Source organism: Kitasatospora sp. NPDC058162, assembly GCF_042884005.1.
Lineage (GTDB): Bacteria > Actinomycetota > Actinomycetes > Streptomycetales > Streptomycetaceae > Kitasatospora.
The window spans coordinates 549,137-564,636 of sequence record NZ_JBHVUS010000001.1 but is presented as its reverse complement, the minus strand read 5'-3'; the positions used below and the strand labels follow the sequence as shown (position 1 = coordinate 564,636).

Annotated in this window: 9 protein-coding genes and 1 pseudogene; 7 read left to right on the top strand and 3 right to left on the bottom strand. The window is 72.2% G+C overall.

Going from position 1 to position 15,500, the window contains the following annotated elements; genetic code table 11:
* Positions 1–1,430: pseudogene (locus tag ACFVXG_RS02275) on the top strand (hypothetical protein); the annotation flags it as partial.
* A gap of 73 nt (positions 1,431–1,503) precedes the next feature.
* On the opposite strand, the gene ACFVXG_RS02270 reads toward ACFVXG_RS02275, so the two are convergent.
* The gene (locus tag ACFVXG_RS02270) at positions 1,504–3,918 is read right to left on the bottom strand and encodes a ricin-type beta-trefoil lectin domain protein (RefSeq protein ID WP_387923433.1); all 2,415 of its coding nucleotides are present in this window, start codon (positions 3,916–3,918) and stop codon (positions 1,504–1,506) included.
* A gap of 585 nt (positions 3,919–4,503) precedes the next feature.
* On the opposite strand from ACFVXG_RS02270, the gene ACFVXG_RS02265 reads away from it, so the two are divergent.
* The 4 genes from ACFVXG_RS02265 to ACFVXG_RS02250 all read left to right on the top strand — a co-directional run bounded on the left by ACFVXG_RS02265 (position 4,504) and on the right by ACFVXG_RS02250 (position 9,508).
* Positions 4,504–5,553, top strand: a complete 1,050-nt coding sequence (locus ACFVXG_RS02265; protein WP_387923431.1) for a substrate-binding domain-containing protein — start codon at positions 4,504–4,506, stop codon at positions 5,551–5,553.
* A gap of 153 nt (positions 5,554–5,706) precedes the next feature.
* A complete protein-coding gene (locus tag ACFVXG_RS02260) occupies positions 5,707–7,425 on the top strand; it encodes a sugar ABC transporter ATP-binding protein (RefSeq protein ID WP_387923429.1) in 1,719 nt (572 codons plus the stop codon).
* Positions 7,422–8,462 (top strand): ABC transporter permease, encoded by a 1,041-nt coding sequence (locus tag ACFVXG_RS02255; RefSeq protein ID WP_387923427.1) that lies wholly within the window; start codon positions 7,422–7,424, stop codon positions 8,460–8,462. Before ACFVXG_RS02260 ends, ACFVXG_RS02255 begins: the two co-directional genes overlap by 4 nt.
* Before the next feature lie 239 nt (positions 8,463–8,701).
* A complete protein-coding gene (locus ACFVXG_RS02250) occupies positions 8,702–9,508 on the top strand; it encodes a DeoR/GlpR family DNA-binding transcription regulator (RefSeq protein WP_387923426.1) in 807 nt (268 codons plus the stop codon).
* Between the two features lie 48 nt (positions 9,509–9,556).
* On the opposite strand, the gene galK is transcribed toward ACFVXG_RS02250, so the two are convergent.
* On the bottom strand, positions 9,557–10,699 hold the full coding sequence (gene galK, locus ACFVXG_RS02245; protein ID WP_387923424.1) for a galactokinase: 1,143 nt from the start codon (positions 10,697–10,699) through the stop codon (positions 9,557–9,559).
* A gap of 270 nt (positions 10,700–10,969) precedes the next feature.
* On the opposite strand from galK, the gene galT reads away from it, so the two are divergent.
* Positions 10,970–12,073, top strand: coding sequence for a galactose-1-phosphate uridylyltransferase (galT, locus tag ACFVXG_RS02240; RefSeq protein WP_387923422.1), 1,104 nt, complete (start codon positions 10,970–10,972; stop codon positions 12,071–12,073).
* An 89-nt stretch (positions 12,074–12,162) separates the two neighbouring features.
* Here the strand turns inward: galT and ACFVXG_RS02235 are convergent, their stop codons facing one another.
* Positions 12,163–13,689 (bottom strand): FMN-binding glutamate synthase family protein, encoded by a 1,527-nt coding sequence (locus tag ACFVXG_RS02235; protein WP_387923421.1) that lies wholly within the window; start codon positions 13,687–13,689, stop codon positions 12,163–12,165.
* Positions 13,690–14,208: 519 nt separating this feature from the next.
* On the opposite strand from ACFVXG_RS02235, the gene ACFVXG_RS02230 reads away from it, so the two are divergent.
* Positions 14,209–15,465, top strand: a complete 1,257-nt coding sequence (locus ACFVXG_RS02230; protein ID WP_387923419.1) for an NAD(P)/FAD-dependent oxidoreductase — start codon at positions 14,209–14,211, stop codon at positions 15,463–15,465.
* The last annotated feature ends 35 nt before the right edge of the window (positions 15,466–15,500 follow it).

Sequence of the window (15,500 nt, the reverse complement as noted above, 5' to 3'; positions counted from 1 at the left end):
CCGTGACTCCGGTCAATACGGCCGTCGTGACGGGTGGGCCGGATCCGGGTACGCCGACGCATACGGCGGTCGCCTCGCCGAGTTCCTCGCCGTCGGCGCGGGCCCGGTTGAGCGTGGCCAAGGTCCTGGTGACCGACCCGGTCGTGGCCGGGGGGCCGATCGAGTGGCGGGTGACCGTGACCAACCACGGTCCCTCCGTGGCGCGTGGCGTCGTGGTGACGGACCAGGTGCCCGCGGGCGTGAGCGGTGCCTCGATGAGCGCGGAGGACGGTGGAGTCTGCCCGATCAGCGATGGCAGGGCGACTTGCCCAGCGGTGGGGATCCAGGTCGGTGAGACCCGGACCTGGACGCTGGTCGGCACGCTCGATGCCGGTGCGACCGTGACTCCGGTCAATACGGCCGTCGTGACGGGTGGGCCGGATCCGGGTACGCCGACGCATACGGCGGTCGCCTCGCCGAGTTCCTCGCCGTCGGCGCAGGCCCGGCTGAGCGTGGCCAAGGTGCTGCTGACCTCCCCGGTGGTCGCCGGGCAGCAGATCCGGTGGCGGGTGACCGTGACCAACGACGGGCCCTCGCTGGCACGCAATGTGGTCGTCACCGACCGGGTGCCCGCAGGGGTGAACGACGCGTCGATGACGGCTGACGCGGACGGGACGTCGTGCCCGGTCGCGGACGGGACGGCGACCTGTCCGGCCGTGGAGATCCCGGTCGGCGCCACGGTGGCCTGGACGCTGAGCGGCACGCTGGACCCGAACGCCACGGCCGTCCCGGTCAACACGGCGGTGGTGACGGGTGGTCCGGATCCGTCGGCGACGGCGCACACCGCGGTGGCGACGCCGACCGAGCCGATCACCGTGTTGCACGACCTGCTGCTCACCAAGCAGGCCAGCCCGGAGAACCCGAAGGTCGGTGACACCGTCACGTACACCGTGACGGCCACCAACCGGGCCAGCGGCACGTACCTCGGCGCCGTCGTCACCGACGACCTCTCCGGGGTGCTGGACGGGGCGGTGTACGGTTCCGACGCCCGTGCCAGCAGCGGGCGGACGGACTACGCCGCGCCGCGGCTGACGTGGACGCTGGACATCCGGCCCGGTGCGACGGAGACGCTCACGTACACCGTCACGGTGAAGGCGGACGCGGGCGGGCGGACGCTGGTCAACCGGCTGACCGCCGACGGCTCCAACTGCTCGGACGGCAAAGGCAACGGCAACGGCACCGGCAACTGCTCGACCAGCACCACCGTCCGGAACACGCCGAGCCCGAGCCCGAGCCCGACCCCGAGTCCGAGCCCGAGCCCGACGACCAAGCCCCCGCTGCCGCCCACGGGCAGTGGGAACCCGGTGCCGGCGCTGCTGGTCACGCTGGTGTTCCTGGTGCTCGGCAGCAGCCTGATCGCGGCCCGGCGCGACCGGCGCTCCCGCCGCTGACCCGCGGGCACCGTCGGGCGGCCGGTTCGGCCGGCCGCCCGACGGTGCGGGGTGTTGACGGTGGTGGTGTGACTTACGGGAGGGTCCAGCGCTGGTTGGCGCCGGCGTTGCAGTCCCAGATCTCCAGGCGGGTGCCGTTGGTGGTGGCGAGGCCCGGGTCGTCGAGGCAGCGGCCGGACTGGGTGCTCTTGAGGGTGCCGTCGGGCTGGGGTGTCCACTGCTGGTTGGGGCCGGCGTTGCAGTCCCACAGTTCGACCGGGGTGCCGTTGGCGGAGGCGCCGCCGGTGACGTCGAGGCACTTGCCGTCGTGGGTGAGGGTGCCGTTGGACCAGGTCCACACCTGGGCTGCGCCGCCGTTGCAGTCCCAGAGCTGGACGGCGGTGCCGTTGGCGGTGGAGTCGCCGTTGTCGTCGACGCACTTGCCGGTCAGGGCGGAGGTGATCGGGCCGGTGTGGGTGGTCGGGGTGCCGGGGGTGAGGGCGAAGTCGTCGAACTGGTCGGTCCGGTAGCCGGTCACGCCGAGGCCGGCCTGGCCGTTGGTGAAGGAGGCGTCGGTCGCGCTGCCCACGGTGGCGCCGTCGATGCCGGCGGTGAGGGTGGTGCCCTGCATCGACAGGGTGACGGTGTGCCAGCTGCCGGTGCCCGGCGCCGTGACGGTGCCGCTCGCCAGGGTGGTGAAGTTCCAGCTGGTGTCGCTCTTGTCGATGGACCAGGCGCCGGTGTCGCTGAAGCGCAGGTGGTAGGCGTTCAGGCCGTTGTTGTTGCGGCCCTGCTGGTTGACCCGGCCCAGGAGTTCGACGCTGCCCGACTGTTCGAAGAGGGTGTCGGCGCTGACGGTGTAGTTGGACCAGCTGCCGTCGCCCATGATCGTGTACGGGGCGTCGTAGGGCTCGTTGGTCCAGCGGATCGGCTCGGTCGGGGCCATCTGGCGCAGGCAGCTGCCGTTTCGGCCGCCGCCGCAGGGGACGGTCCGGAAGGCGCCGTTCATGTCGGTGAAGTACTTCGGCGAGGTGGTGGTGGCGGCCGTCTCGAAGTCGTCCGCGTAGGGCAGGCCCATCGGTGCGGTGGGCGGCGGGGTGGCGGTGCCCTTGCCTTGGCCGGTGGTGGTGGTCACGGTGTAGACGTGGCCGGGCTGGAGGGTGAGGGTGTACGCGCCGCCCTGCGGGGTGACGTCCTGGGCGTGGACGAACCAGTCGGCGGGGTTGCCGGAGCTCAGGTCGGTGGACCAGACGTGGACCTGCCCGGTGGACAGCCCGCCGGTGACGGTGAAGCTCGCGGTCTGGGCGGCGCCGGCGTCCATGGTCTCGATGACGGTGCTGTAGTCGCGGTTGTTCGGCGACTTGAGCGTGACGTAGCTGCCGTTGGTGCGGGCGCCGCCGAGGTAGCCGCTCGCGGAGTCGATGTAGTGCCAGCCGGGCTGGGTGAACTGGGCGGTGTGCGCGGTGACCCAGGTGGTCTTGCCGATCGAGTAGTGGCCGGACCACGGCTGGTTCGCGATCGACATGCCGTCGGTGGAGAAGTACAGGTTGGGGTAGAGCGCGGCGATGACCGGCCAGTTGATGAAGGAGGTCATCCGGCCGTCGAGGTAGTCGCGGTTGATCCCGCGCGCGACCGCGCCCGCTCCGTCGTTGGCGTCCTCGGAGCCGTTCTCGCTGGCCCAGAGCGGCTTGCCGAGCGCCTGGGCGGCGGGGGTGCTGGGGCAGCTGCTGAAGTTGCTCATGTACCCGCAGGGGTAGTGCACGCCGACGACGTCGACGGCGTTCTTGAACGCCGGGTCGGTGGCCATGGCGTCGGCCACGGCCCAGGTGTCGTCGGCGGCGACGACCTTGGTGGCGCCGTAACCGTGGGAGACCAGCGCGCTCTTGAGGTTCTCGTACCAGCCGGCGTTGAAGCTGCGTTCGTTCCAGCCGCCGAGGTAGGAGACGTTGAGGTGGTGCTGGGCCGCGCAGCCCATCCAGTCCATCAGGTAGTCGACGGTGTCCTGGGACCAGAAGCTGCCGCCGCTGCCGGTGTTGCCGATCCAGCCGGGGGCGCCCCAGGTCAGGCCGTAGAACGTGATCTTCGGGTTGCGGGCCATCGCCTGTTCGGCGAGCCACCACTCGTAGCCCTGGTTGCAGTCGACGGTGCCCTTGGTGTGCTCGATGCTGGGCTCGGCGCCGTCGGTGGAGTTGGTGTCGCCGCCGATCTCCAGTTTCAGCACCTGCAGGGAGGCGCCGTAGCCGGGCTTGAACAGGTAGTCCAGCAACTGGCTGCGCTGGGGCTCCGGATAGTCGACCAGCAGGCGGGAGTTGCCGCCGCCGCCGGAGATCGCGCCGACCCCGTCGAAGGTGAGGCCGGGCTTGGCGCCGTCGACGGTGACGGCGGTGTGGACGGCGGCGGTGGCGGCGCCGGCGGTGGACGGGGTGGTCAGGCCGCCGAGCGCGCCGAGCAGCAGGGCTGCGGCGCCGAGGGCGGTGCGGAGTTTCGTGGGCAGGTGTCTGCTGCGCATGGACGTCCTCAGGGGGGTGGGGGTGGGGGACGGGCCGGCTGACCGGGGCGCCGAGTGCCGTGTCGAATGCCGTGCGGAGTGCCGTGTCGGGTGCATGGCGGAACGTCGGAGAGGAGCGTAGACCCGGCTTCCAACACTAATCAACAGCATGGCTGAAGATTCAACGCAGTCGACCGCACGTCGCGACCCGGCGCACACGATCGACCGCGCGCCGGAGGCAAGGTTGCTGCGCCGCCGACCCCTTGACGCCGCCCCGTCATTGGCGGAAGCTGTTCCGGGTGCCTACCTACCGGCTGGTAGGTACGTCCGGGTCGCTTCGAAGGCCGCTGACCAGTGTGATTGTCGGGCTGCGGGCCCCTTTCGCGCGCGCGGGCGCGGAGTCGCCCGTCTGGTCGGGCCTCTTTGCGTCCGCGTGGGGCGGGTGGCATAACGAGACGGTGTCGATCCTGCCCCGGAGGTAAACGCGAGCTTGACTCAGGTGTGAACTGGGCGTTTCCTGTTGCCTCATCGCGTTTGATTGCGATGCTTTCTGATCGACTGTGTTGCTTATGGTCGATCGGTCCCACACCCTCAGGAGCCTCCACCATGCACCTCACCCTCCGTGGCCGCCTGGCCCCGCTCGCCGCGCTGAGCCTGGTCACCACCCTCGGTCTGACGGCCTGTTCCACCGGACAGACCTCCTCCTCCGGGGCCGACGCGCCGGTGGCCCCGGTGTCCGGGAAGGTCTCGATCACGTACCTGCAGAAGCAGGGCGACCAGCAGTACTTCGTGGACGAGGCGGCCGGGGCCAAGGCCAAGGCCGCCGAGCTGGGCGCCGACCTGAAGGTCGTGAACCTCGGCAGCGACGCCAACAAGACGGTCGGCGAGGTGCAGGCCGCGATCGCCCAGAAGAGCAACGGCCTGATCATCGTGGTGCCCGACCCGGCGGTCGGGCCGCAGGTGGTGCAGACGGCCCGGGACGCCAAGGCCGCGCTGCTCACCTCCGACGACCAGGTCTGCGCCAGCGGCCCCTCCCCGGCGCAGTGCGCCGCGGGCGACCTGGTGCCCCGGATCGGCTTCTCCGGCCAGCAGATGGGTCAGCAGGTCGGCCAGCGCGCCGCCGAGGAGTTCAAGAAGGCCGGCTGGAACGCCGCCGACACCCGGGTCATCTCCGCCTGGAAGCAGGACGTCACCGTCTGCGGCGACCGGGTCAAGGCCGCCAAGGAGGCCTTCGAGCAGGCCGTGCCCGGCGTGCAGACCATCGACGTCGCCACCGACAACACCCCGACCGGTGCGCAGGACAAGGTGGCCGCCACCATCACCGCCAACCAGGGCGTCAAGCACTGGGTGACCTGGGGCTGCAACGACGAGAACGTCCAGGGCGCCGTCACCGCCCTGCAGAACGCCGGGATCAGCCCGGACGACATCGACGGCGTCGGCCTGGGTGCCTACCTGGCCTGCAAGGACTGGTCCGCCGGCAAGCCCTCCGGGATGAAGGCCGCCCTGTTCATCAACGGCAAGGACGTCGGCGCCCTGTCGGTGCAGACCATGTACGACAAGCTCAAGAACGGCAAGGACTTCCCCAAGGAGGCCTTCGCCCCGACCAAGATGGTCGACGCCGCCAGCTGGCAGTCCGCGGGCGTGTCCTGCAGCTGACGCCGCGTTCGGCGTGATGTCGAGCAGGCGGTGCGGCGGGCGAGTGATGCACGCCGCCGCGCCGCCGCCGGTTCCGCCGCCGCCGACTCCGCTGCCGCCGGTTCCGCCGCCCGTCCGCACCTCCGCCCGTACCGCACTGCCAACGAGGCCCCGATGACCCCACCCGAACCCTCGCCCCTCCCGCCACCGGGCACCTCCGCCGGCCTGAGCGCCGAAGGGGTGTCCAAGCGCTTCGGCGCCGTCCAGGCGCTGACCGACGTCACGCTCTCCTTCCCGCCCGGCCAGGTCACCGCGCTGATGGGGGAGAACGGCGCCGGCAAGTCCACCCTGCTGCGCATCCTCACCGGCGACCACCGCCCCACCGAGGGGCGCGTCCTGCTGGACGGCCAACCCCTCGACCTGCACTCCCCGCAGGACGCCCGCCGCGCCGGGATCCGGATCATCCCGCAGGAACCCGAGATCATCCCGCACGTGCCGGTCGCCGAGAACGTCTACGCGGGCGCGCTGCCCCGCACCGGACTGCGCCGCCTGGACCGCGCCGAGCTGCGCCGCCGGATCACCGCGGACCTGGCCCGCCTGGGCTTCGACAAGGTCCTCGACCCCGACCTGCTCGGCTCCGAACTCACCGCCGCCCAGCGCCAGTTGGTCGAGATCATGCGGGCCCTGACCGGAGCCGTCACACCGCGCGCGATCGCCTTCGACGAGCCCACCTCCTCGCTCTCCGAGCACGAGGTCGAGGCCCTGTTCGCGCTGATCGGCCGGCTGCGCGACGAGGGCATCGCGGTCGTCTACGTCTCCCACCGGATGAAGGAGATCTTCCAACTCGCCGACCGCATCGCGGTGCTGCGCGACGGCCGGGTCGCCGGGGTGGTCGAGGCCGCCGCCACCGACGAGGGCGAGCTGGTCCGGCTGATGGTCGGCCGCGACCTGTCCTCGCTGTTCGTCCGCCAGCAGGCGGCCACCGACCGCGTCGTGCTGGACGTCGACGGCGTCACCACCGACGACGTGCGCGACGTCAGCCTCAAGGTCCGGGCCGGCGAGGTGGTCGCGCTGGCCGGACTGATCGGCGCCGGACGCTCCGAACTCGCCCTCGCCCTGGCCGGCGACGCCCCGATCCGCTCCGGCACGGTGGCCCTCAACGGCGAGGTGCTGCGGCTGCGCAACCCCCGCGACGCCATCGCCGCGGGCATCGGGCTGGCGCCCGAGGAGCGCAAGGCCCAGGCGCTGTTCCTGCAGCGCACGATCCGCGACAACACCTCGCTGGTCAGCCTGCGCCGACTCAGCCGGTGGCGGTTCGTCAAGCGCCGCCAGGAGAAGGCCCTCGCCCAGGAGTACGCCGACCGGCTGCGGGTCCGCGCCCCCTCCGTCGAGGCGGAGGTGCGCACCCTGTCCGGCGGCAACCAGCAGAAGGTCGTCCTGGCCCGCTGGCTCGCCCGCCGGCCCGAGCTGCTGATCCTCGACGAGCCCACCCGCGGCGTCGACATCGGCGCCAAGGCCGAGATCTACCAGATCATCGCCGACCTCGCCCGCGAGGGCACCGCCGTCCTGGTCATCTCCTCCGAACTGCCCGAGGTGCTCGGCCTCGCCGACCGGATCGTGGTGATGCAGAACGGCCGCACCACCGGCGAGCTCAGCCGTGAGGAGGCGACGGAGGAGGCCGTCCTCGCCCTCGCCATGGCCGACGACCTCGGCGCCGCCGACCGCCGTACCGAGGCCGAGGCCGATGCCCCCGCCGACCGCCGTGCCGAGGCCGAGGCCGATGCCCCCGCCGACCGCCGTGCCGAGGCCGAGGCCGATGCCCCTGCCGACCGCCGTGCCGAGGCCGACGCCCCCGCCGCCACCACCCCCGCCCAGACCGGAGAGACCCGATGACCACCGCCACGCCCCCGACCGCCCCGGTGCCGGACACCGGAGCCCTGCCCGTGCGGTCCGGCGGCCCGCGCGCCCTGCTCGCCGCGATCGGCGGTCAGAACCTCAGCCTGATCGGCGCCCTGGTCGCCGTCGTCGCCCTCTTCGGCACCCTCAACTCCAACTTCGTCGGCTGGGACAACATCCAGGTCATCGCCGAGGCCGCCACCATCTCCGGACTGCTGGCCGTCGTCCAGACCGTCGTGATCATCTGCGGCGGCCTCGACATCTCGGTCGGCTCCCAGGCGGGCCTGGCCTCCGTCACCAGCGCCATGGTCTTCACCTCCAGCGGCGCCAACCCCTACCTCGGCATCGGCGCCTCGCTCGCCATCGGCGCCGGCATCGGCCTGTTCAACGGCGTCGTCATCATCTACGGCCGGGTCAACCCGACCATCGCCACCCTCGCCGGACTGGCCGCCTACAAGGGCGTCGCCCAGCTCGTCTCGGACGGCCGCGCCCAGGGCTACGTGCTCAACGACCCGGTCTTCGTCTTCCTCAGCCGGGGCAAGATCGCCGGACTGCCCACCATGGTCTGGCTGCTGATCCTCACCGCCGTGGCCGTGCACGTCCTGCTGACGTACACCGACATCGGCCGCAACATCTACGCCATCGGCGGCAACGACACCGCGGCCCGGCTGGCCGGCATCAACCTCAACAAGTACCTGATCGCCGCCTACGCCCTCTCCGGCACGGTGGCCGCCCTCGCCGGGGTGCTGCTCACCGCGCGCACCGGCAGCGGCCAGCCCGTCTCCGGCAGCGAGGGCCTGGAGCTCCAGTCGATCACCGCGGCCGCGTTGGGCGGCTGCGCCCTCAAGGGCGGCAAGGGCAGCATCGGGGGCACGCTGCTGGCCGTCGCGCTGCTCGGCGCGCTGCAGAACGGCCTCACCGTGCAGGGCATCAACAGCTTCTGGCAGAACGTCGCCCAGGGCGCGCTGCTGGTCGCCGCGGTCGTGATCCAGCAGCGGCGCAACCGCGAGCGCGCGGTCGGCCTGCCCGCCTGACGGCCGTCCCCACGCCCTGCCCCCGAACTCCCGCGGAACCGGACGGACGATCCCGTCCGGCTCCGCGGGTCGGGTCGGGAGCGCACCCGACCCCCACGCGGGTGCGCTCCCGGCCGCCACCTCCTCACGTCGGCCGCCGGGGTGCGGGGATAATGGATCACGCGGGCTCCGGCCGCCGTCGCCGGTCGCCGACGGGGCCGCCCCCGGCCGTACCCGCTCGTTCGATCGAAAGGTCCTCCGTGGCTGACCAGACGTTGCTCGCCGCCCAGCGCCAGGCGCTGATCCTGGAGGCGATCCGCCGGACCGGCGCGATCCGGGTCGCCGAGCTGGTCGAGCAGTTCGGCGTGTCCGACATGACCATCCGCCGGGACCTCGACGCACTGGTGCGCCAGGGCGCGGTGGAGAAGGTCCACGGCGGTGCGGTGGCGACCGGGGCGGCCAGCACCTTCGAGCCCGGCTTCGACGCCAAGTCCGCGCTGGAGGAGGGCACCAAGGCCGCGCTCGCGGACGCCGCGGTGCAACTGGTGGAGCCGGGCAGCGTGGTGGCCCTCTCGGCCGGGACCACGACCTACGCGGTCGCCGCCCGGCTGCTGGAGGTCCCGGAGCTGACCGTGGTGACCAACTCGCTGCGGATCGCCGACCTGCTGTGGGCGGCGGGCAGCGACGGGAGGGAGAGCGCGCCGACCCTGCTGCTGACCGGCGGGTCGCCGACCCGCTCGGCGGCCCTGGTGGGGGCGCTGGCCGACCAGACCATCCGTTCGCTGCACGTGGACCTGCTGATCCTGGGCGTGCACGGGGTGAGCGAGCAGGCCGGCCTCACCACGCCCAACCTGGCCGAGGCGCAGACCAACCGGGCGCTGATCGCCTCCGCCCGGCGCACCGTCGTGGTCGCCGACCACACCAAGTGGGGCGTCGTCGGCCTGAGCAGCTTCGCGACCCTGGCGGAGGTCGACTGCTTCATCACCGACGACGCCCTGCCCGCGGCGGCCCGCGGGGTGCTGGCCGAGACGGTCGGCGACCTCCTCGTCGTCCCGACCGCCGGCTGACGCCGGTTCCGTCCGTGGGGGCCCACCGGGAGGTGAGCCCCCACGTGGTCAGCCCACCTTGCGGGCGCCCGCCGAGGGGACGGCGGTGAACGGGACCGGCGCGGCGTGGCCCGCGGTGCGGAAGGCCGCCGTCACCGCAGCCGAGACCTCCTCCACCCGGGGGGCCTCGACCAGGGCGATGACGGACCCGCCGAAGCCGCCGCCGGTCATCCGGGCGCCCAAGGCCCCGGCGGCGACGGCGGCTTCGACCGCGAGGTCCGTCTCGGCGCAGGAGACCCGGAAGTCGTCGCGCAGCGAGGCGTGTCCGGCCGTCAGGATCGGTCCCAGCGCCGCGAGGTCACCGCGGACCAGGTGCTCGACGGTCTCCAGCACGCGCCCGTTCTCCGTCACCACGTGCCGTACCAGCGGCCGGAGTTCGGCGGGCAGCCGGTCCAGGGCCGGGTCGAGGTCGGCGGTCGCGAGGTCGCGCAGCGCGGGCAGGCCGAGCAGCTCGGCGGCGCGCTCGCAGCCGGCCCGCAGGGTGGCGTAGGCGCCGTCGCCGAGGTCGTGCTTGACCCGGGTGTCGATCACCAGCAGTCGCAGGCCCGCCGCCGCCAGGTCGAACGGGACGTGCCGCTGCTCCAGCGTCCGGGTGTCCAGGAACAGCGCGGTGCCGTCCGTGCAGCAGGAGGAGGCCATCTGGTCCATCACGCCGCAGGGCACGCCGACGAAGGCGTTCTCGGCCCGCTGGGAGAGCACGGCGAGCTCCGGCGCGCTCAGGCCGAGCTCGTACAGGTCGTTCAGGGCGGCGGCCGTCGCGCACTCCAGGGCGGCGGAGGAGGAGAGGCCGGCCCCGCTGGGCACGTCGCTGTCGAAGAACAGGTCGGCCCCGCCGATCTCGTGCCCGGCCTCGGCGAGGGCCCAGAACACGCCGGCCGGGTAGCCGGCCCAGCTGGCGACCACGCCGGGCGCCAGGCCGTCGAGCGCGAGCTCGGTGATGGTGCCCCCGCCCTGGGCGCTGAACAGGCGCAGCCGGCCGTCCTCGCGGCGGCGGGCGCTCACCCGGGTGGTGTGCGGGAGGGCGATGGGCAGGACGAAGCCGTGGTTGTAGTCGGTGTGCTCACCGATCAGGTTCACCCGGCCGGGGGCGGCCCAGACGCCGCTCGGGCGTCCGCCGTGGACGGCCTCGAAGTCGGTGGCCTCGTCGATCATCTGCTGCTCCATGCCTGGTGCGCGGGTGGGTTCCCGCCGACGGGTGTTCGTCGACGGGTGTTCGTCGACGGGCGGGAGTGAATTCCGACATAATCAAACATGACCGTCCTCACGGTCAACATCTGCGATGTCCATGTTCATCCGGGCCGAGTCACGAGCCCGTGACGGCCGCTACCAGCGAAGATGCTTGTTGACAAGCGATCGTCTCTGTTTGAATCTGTTGAAGCTCGAAACTGCCGGGCCGACGCCCCACGCGTAAGGAGTACAGCGGTGCACAGAACCGCCACCAAGTTGGCCGACGGCCGCGAACTGGTCTACTTCGACCAGGGGCCGGGCGCGCCCCGGGAGGTCCCGGACGAGCGGCCGCTCGAACCGACCGCGAGCCTCTCCGAGGCCCGGCTCGACCCGGTGCTCGGCGAGTGGGTCACGGTGGCCGCCCACCGCCAGCAGCGCACCTACCACCCGCCGGCCGGCGAGTGCCCGCTGTGCCCCTCGCGCGACGGCCGGCTCAGCGAGATCCCGGCGCCGGACTACGAGGTCGCGGTGTTCGAGAACCGCTTCCCCTCGCTCGCCACCGGCTCCGCCGACCACGTCGCGGCCCGGGACGAGCCCCTGCACACCCTGCGGCCCGGCAACGGCCGCTGCGAGGTGGTCTGCTTCACCTCCGACCACGACGCCTCCTTCGCCGACCTCGACGAACCCCGGGCCCGCCTCGTGCTGGACGCCTGGACCGACCGCACGGCGGAGCTGTCCGCCCTGCCCGGCGTCCGGCAGGTGTACTGCTTCGAGAACCGCGGCGAGGAGATCGGGGTCACGCTCGCCCACCCGCACGGGCAGATCTACGCCTTCCCGTTCATCCCCTCCCGCACCTCCCGGATGATCGCCCGGGCCGAGGCGCACCGGGCCAGCACCGGCCGCAACCTCTTCGAGGACCTGCTCGCCGTCGAACGCAGCTCCCCCGAGCGGCTGGTGCTCCGCGGCGAGCACTGGACCGCCTTCGTCCCGTTCGCCGCCCGCTGGCCGTACGAGGTCCACCTCTACCCGAACCGCAGGGTCCCCGACCTGACCGCGCTCGACGAGGCCGAGCGTGCCGAGTTCCCCGGCCTCTACCTCGACCTGCTGCGCCGCTTCGACGCCCTGTTCCCCGCCGGGCCCGGCGAGGCGCCCAACCGCACCCCGTACATCGCGGCCTGGCACCAGGCGCCCGACCAGGGCGGCGCCGAACTCGCCCTCCACCTGGAGCTGTTCACCGTCCGGCGGGCGCCCGGCAAGCTCAAGTACCTGGCGGGCGTGGAGTCCGGTCTGGACGCCTTCGTCACCGACGTCAGCCCGGAGGCCGCCGCCGAGCGGCTGCGCGCCGCCGCGCCCGCCTGAACCGGGCCCCGGGGACGGCGACGGCCTCCCGCCCCGGTGGGGGTGGGAGGCCGTCGTGCGGGGGCGGGTGGTGTCCCGGTCCGGGTCGGTCAGGCGGTCGGCTTCGCGGTGACCAGGGCGGTGATCTCGGCGGCGAGGCGGGGGCCGAGCTCGCCCCAGCCGTCCTTGTAGCCGTAGACGCCGGCGAGGGTGCGGGCCTCGTAGTCGCCGTTCATGATCTCGATGTCGTCCGCGGTGATCAGGCCCGGGTGGGCCACGCCGACGGCCGAGGAGACCTTGAGCAGTTCCTTGCGCAGGGTGCGCAGGTAGACGGCGGCGCGGGTGGACTTGGAGGCCGGGTCCAGGCCGCGGGCCAGCCAGGGGTTCTGGGTGGCGATGCCGGTGGGGCACTTGTCGGTGTGGCACTTCTGCGCCTGGATGCAGCCGATGGACAGCATGGCCTCACGGGCCACGTTGATCATGTCGGCGCCGAGGGCGAAGGCGACCGCGGCGTTCTCGGGCAGGCCGAGCTTGCCGGAGCCGATGAAGGTGAGGTCGTCGGTCAGCCCGAGCTCGGCGAAGGTGCCGTAGACCCGGGAGAAGCCCATCCGGAACGGCAGCGACACCGAGTCGGCGAACATCCGGGGCGCGGCGCCGGTGCCGCCCTCGCCGCCGTCGACGGTCACGAAGTCGACGCCGCGGTCCCCGCGCTCCATCAGCGCGGCGAGCTCCTGCCAGAAGCCCATCTCGCCGACCGCGCTCTTGACCCCGACCGGCAGGCCGGTCTCGGCGGCGATCAGCTCGACGAAGTCCAGCATCGAGTCGACGTCGCTGAACGCGGAGTGCCGGGACGGCGAGGCGCAGTCCTGGCCGACCGGGATGCCGCGGATCGCGGCGATCTCCGGGGTGACCTTCGCGCCCGGCAGCATGCCGCCCAGCCCGGGCTTGGCGCCCTGGGAGAGCTTGATCTCTATCGCCTTGACCGGGGCGCCGGCGACGACGTCCTTGAGCTTGTCGAGGTTGAAGCTGCCGTCCTCGTTGCGGCAGCCGAAGTAGGCGGTGCCGAGCTGGAGGACGAGGTCGCCGCCCTGGCGGTGGTACGGGGAGAGGCCGCCCTCGCCGGTGTTGTGCATGGTGCCGGCCTCCGCCGCGCCCTTGTTGAGGGCGGTGATGGCGGCGCCGGAGAGCGAGCCGAAGCTCATTGCCGAGATGTTCACCACGCTCGCCGGGCGGAACGCCTTGGCGCGGCCGCGCGGGCCGCCGAGCACCTTGGCCGAGGGCAGCGGGGACTGCGGGTCGTGGAGGTCGGGCAGGGCGCCGGCGAAGGTGCGCTGCTTCACGTAGGCGTGGCCCTGGACGTGCTCGACGTCGACCTCGGTGCCGAAGCCGAAGTAGTTGTTCTGCTCCTTGGCCGAGGCGTAGATCCAGGTGCGCTGGTCGCGGCTGAACGGGCGCTCCTCCTCGTTGGAGGTCACGATGTACTGCCGCAGCTCGGGACCGATCGTCTCCAGCAGGTAGCGGGCGTGCCCGAGCACCGGGAAGTTCCGGAGCAGCGCGTGCTTCTTCTGGATGAGGTCGCGGGCAGCCAGAAGCGCCACCGCTGTCGCGGCGGCCGCGCCGATCTTCCGGGCTTGCATGGACGTTCCTCCTCGGTGCACGACTCCATCGCCGTCGGTGGAGTCGTCGTGTCGTGCAGGGCGTTGGGCGGCGGGCGCGCGGCCGGGAGGCAACGGCGTCCGTCGAGGGATCCGATGTGATCGTAGGAGGCCCGTTCGAACGGCCTGCGGCCAGGGGGCGGGTTCGCGGCCCGGTCCGGCGGCCCGGTGGACTTTCGGCCAGGGCGTGGCCGAATTCCTCCGCGAACTTCACGAGTTACTTCACCCCAGTGATTCCGGGCCCTTCCGGTGGTGATTCCCGGGGCAATGCGAGAAACGGTGGGTCTTGGGAATGTGGGCAAGATGTGTGCCCCGACTTGTCCGCATTTGGGCGGACAAGTAGCGGGTGGTGAGGCGCATAGACAGCCTAAGAATTGCCTTGCCTCTACCAAGTCTTGACCTTCCCTAGGGGATTACGTAGCCTCCTGATCAATACGGAGGGCCGGTCGCCTGGGTGTTCGAGCGAGCCTGTTGCCGCCGTGTGGGGACCAATTCGAATCCGTGGGGGATCTCGTGTACGACGTCATTGTTGTCGGTGCCCGCTGCGCCGGATCGCCGGTGGCCATGCTGCTGGCCCGGCAGGGGCACCGGGTGCTGGTGGTGGACCGGGCCTCGTTTCCCAGCGACTCCGTGTCGACCCACTACATCCACCAGGCGGGACTGCTGAAGCTCCGGGAATGGGGGCTGCTCGAGGAGATCGTCGGGGCCGGCACGCCGGCGCTGCGCAGGATGCACTACGCCTACCGCGGGATCGAGCTCAACGGCTTCGCCGAGCCGGTCGACGGGGTCGACGCCGTCCACTGCCCGCGCCGCACTGTGCTCGACGAGATCCTCGTCAACGCGGCCCGCCGGGCGGGCGCGGAGGTGCTGGAGGGCTTCACCCTGACCGACCTGGTCTTCGACGGCGGACGGGTGGTCGGCGTCCGCGGGCGCGAGGGCGACGGCCCGGAGCGGGAGTTCCGCTCGGCCGTGGTGGTCGGCGCCGACGGCTTCCACTCGACGGTGGCCAAGCGGACCGGCGCCGAGCTGTACAACGTCCGCCCGGCCGCCGGGTTCATCTACTACTCGTACTACACCGGGCTCGACGACTGGGGGCTGCACCACAAGACCGGCATGAACGAGCGCTGGTTCGGCACCTGGCCGACCAACGACGGCCTCCAGATGCTGGCGGTCATCTGCACCCGGCGCCAGCTCAAGGAGTTCCGCCAGGACGTCGAGGGCCGGTTCCAGGCCGTGTTCGACGACGTGTCCCCGGAGATGGGCCTCCAGCTGCGGGACCAGGGGCGGCGCGAGGAGGACTTCAAGCCGATGCGCTACCCGGACAACTACTACCGCCGCGCGTACGGCCCGGGCTGGGCCCTGGTCGGCGACGCCGGGTACCACAAGGACCCGTACACCGGGTGGGGCATCACCGACGCCTTCCTCCACGGCCAGCTGCTCGCCGACCGGATCCACCAGGGGCTGGCGGGCGAGCGGCCGATGGAGGAGGCGCTCGCCGAGTACAACAAGCTCCGGGACGAGGAGAGCGGCGACGTCTACGACTTCACCACCACGCTCGGCGAACTCACCGAACTGCCGCCGTTCTTCCGCGCCACGATGGCCGCGATGAGCGCCACCCAGGAGTGGACCGACCGGATGCTCGGACTGATCGGCGGCGTCGTCGAGGGGCACGAGATCTACGCGCCGGACGCCCTGGAGCGCCTCTACGACAGTGCGGGTGTGCCGCAGGAGCAGCGGATCTACGACCCCGCGGGCTGAGTCATCACCTGATGCATCGTCAATTCGGCACCGCC